Here is a 3,037-nt window from a genome sequence, read left to right as displayed (position 1 = left end):
CACCTTCAACGGCTTACAGAACGCTCCCCTACCCAATGACCTAAGTCATTGCCGCAGCTTCGGTTTATAGCTTAGCCCCGTTACATCTTCCGCGCAGGCCGACTCGACTAGTGAGCTATTACGCTTTCTTTAAATGATGGCTGCTTCTAAGCCAACATCCTAGCTGTCTAAGCCTTCCCACATCGTTTCCCACTTAGCTATAATTTGGGACCTTAGCTGGCGGTCTGGGTTGTTTCCCTCTCCACGACGGACGTTAGCACCCGCCGTGTGTCTCCCGGATAGTACTTACTGGTATTCGGAGTTTGCAAAGGGTTGGTAAGTCGGGATGACCCCCTAGCCTTAACAGTGCTCTACCCCCAGTAGTATTCGTCCGAGGCTCTACCTAAATAGATTTCGGGGAGAACCAGCTATCTCCAGGTTTGATTGGCCTTTCACCCCTAGCCACAAGTCATCCGCTAATTTTTCAACATTAGTCGGTTCGGTCCTCCAGTTGATGTTACTCAACCTTCAACCTGCCCATGGCTAGATCACCTGGTTTCGGGTCTATATCCAGAGACTGAACGCCCAGTTAAGACTCGGTTTCCCTACGGCTCCCCTAAACGGTTAACCTTGCCACTGAATATAAGTCGCTGACCCATTATACAAAAGGTACGCAGTCACACCACGAAGGTGCTCCTACTGCTTGTACGTACACGGTTTCAGGTTCTATTTCACTCCCCTCACAGGGGTTCTTTTCGCCTTTCCCTCACGGTACTGGTTCACTATCGGTCAGTCAGTAGTATTTAGCCTTGGAGGATGGTCCCCCCATATTCAGACAGGATATCACGTGTCCCGCCCTACTCGATTTCACTGATGATGAGATGTCGACTACGGGGCTATCACCCTTTACTGCGGCACTTTCCAGAGCCTTCGTCTGTCTCATTAAAAGCTTAAGGGCTAATCCAATTTCGCTCGCCGCTACTTTCGGAATCTCGGTTGATTTCTCTTCCTCGGGGTACTTAGATGTTTCAGTTCCCCCGGTTCGCCTCGCTGAGCTATGTATTCACTCAGCGATACCTACTTATGTAGGTGGGTTTCCCCATTCAGGAATCCCAGACTCAAAGGTTATTACTACCTAATCTGGGCTTATCGCAAGTTATTACGCCTTTCATCGCCTCTGACTGCCAAGGCATCCACCGTGTACGCTTAGTCACTTAACCATACAACCCCAAAGAGTTTCAAAGAAACCTCGAGATTGTCGTTAAACAACCAAAGTTGTCTGCAATTTTTATACATGATGCAGACTCGATTTTGCCGGACTCAAATATGAATAGCTTTCGCCATTCCCAAGAACACTTGAATGTGTGTTGGTACCTACATCTTTAAAAGACATAGGATTTGAGAACTTTTAAATGAATAACATTAATCAAATGTTATTCGTCAGCTTTCCAAATTGTTAAAGAGCAATGCAAACTTAATGCATTTTCTAAAGAATCTCAGAGTCAAAAATGCCAACCACGTACGTTTTAATGAAGTGGTTTGGAAAATCTTAATCCAAAATTACTTAGAGAATGGTGGGCGATACCGGGCTCGAACCAGTGACCCCCTCCTTGTAAGGGAGGTGCTCTCCCAACTGAGCTAATCGCCCACATAAGTTTCCTATTATTTTACTTTAGTAAAAGTAAAACAAAGGCCATTCCTTCGTGGAAAAGAATGGTGGGTCGTGCAGGATTCGAACCTGCGACCAATTGATTAAAAGTCAACTGCTCTACCAACTGAGCTAACGACCCAATGGTATCCCGTAGGGGAGTCGAACCCCTGTTACCGCCGTGAAAGGGCGGTGTCCTAGGCCTCTAGACGAACGGGACACTAAGCAGTAAGTGTTGGGCACTTACTATTTTCTGTTTTCGCTTTACAGCAAAAACAAAATCTCTTTATCTTTACAAACCTAATCAATCTGTGTGAACACTCATCGCAATAATCTATTCGTATAAGGAGGTGATCCAGCCCCAGGTTCCCCTAGGGCTACCTTGTTACGACTTCACCCCAGTCATGAACCACAAAGTGGTGAGCGTCCTCCCGAAGGTTAAACTACCCACTTCTTTTGCAGCCCACTCCCATGGTGTGACGGGCGGTGTGTACAAGGCCCGGGAACGTATTCACCGTGGCATTCTGATCCACGATTACTAGCGATTCCGACTTCATGGAGTCGAGTTGCAGACTCCAATCCGGACTACGACGCACTTTTTGGGATTCGCTCACTTTCGCAAGTTGGCTGCCCTCTGTATGCGCCATTGTAGCACGTGTGTAGCCCTACTCGTAAGGGCCATGATGACTTGACGTCGTCCCCACCTTCCTCCGGTTTATCACCGGCAGTCTCCCTGGAGTTCCCGACATTACTCGCTGGCAAACAAGGATAAGGGTTGCGCTCGTTGCGGGACTTAACCCAACATTTCACAACACGAGCTGACGACAGCCATGCAGCACCTGTCTCAGAGTTCCCGAAGGCACCAAAGCATCTCTGCTAAGTTCTCTGGATGTCAAGAGTAGGTAAGGTTCTTCGCGTTGCATCGAATTAAACCACATGCTCCACCGCTTGTGCGGGCCCCCGTCAATTCATTTGAGTTTTAATCTTGCGACCGTACTCCCCAGGCGGTCTACTTAACGCGTTAGCTCCGAAAGCCACGGCTCAAGGCCACAACCTCCAAGTAGACATCGTTTACGGCGTGGACTACCAGGGTATCTAATCCTGTTTGCTCCCCACGCTTTCGCATCTGAGTGTCAGTATCTGTCCAGGGGGCCGCCTTCGCCACCGGTATTCCTTCAGATCTCTACGCATTTCACCGCTACACCTGAAATTCTACCCCCCTCTACAGTACTCTAGTCCGCCAGTTTCAAATGCAGTTCCGAGGTTGAGCCCCGGGCTTTCACATCTGACTTAACGAACCACCTGCATGCGCTTTACGCCCAGTAATTCCGATTAACGCTCGCACCCTCCGTATTACCGCGGCTGCTGGCACGGAGTTAGCCGGTGCTTCTTCTGTCGCTAACGTCAAAT

The 3,037-nt window shown here is 48.8% G+C and carries 3 tRNA genes and 2 rRNA genes; all 5 read right to left on the bottom strand.

The features are described from left to right. A 23S ribosomal RNA gene (locus ACVA6Q_RS24475) occupies nt 1-1,199 on the bottom strand; the annotation flags it as partial. Between the two features lie 352 nt (nt 1,200-1,551). After that, nucleotides 1,552-1,627: transfer RNA gene (locus ACVA6Q_RS24470), tRNA-Val, on the bottom strand. A 66-nt stretch (nt 1,628-1,693) separates the two neighbouring features. After that, nucleotides 1,694-1,769: transfer RNA gene (locus ACVA6Q_RS24465), tRNA-Lys, on the bottom strand. Between the two features lie 2 nt (nt 1,770-1,771). Continuing rightward, nucleotides 1,772-1,847, bottom strand: a tRNA-Glu gene (locus ACVA6Q_RS24460). A 123-nt stretch (nt 1,848-1,970) separates the two neighbouring features. Continuing rightward, a 16S ribosomal RNA gene (locus tag ACVA6Q_RS24455) occupies nt 1,971-3,037 on the bottom strand; the annotation flags it as partial.

It is taken from the genome of Vibrio sp. DNB22_10_4 (assembly GCF_052879755.1).
The sequence above is the reverse complement of the archived record's forward strand: the minus strand, read 5'-3'. Positions and strand labels throughout refer to the sequence as shown.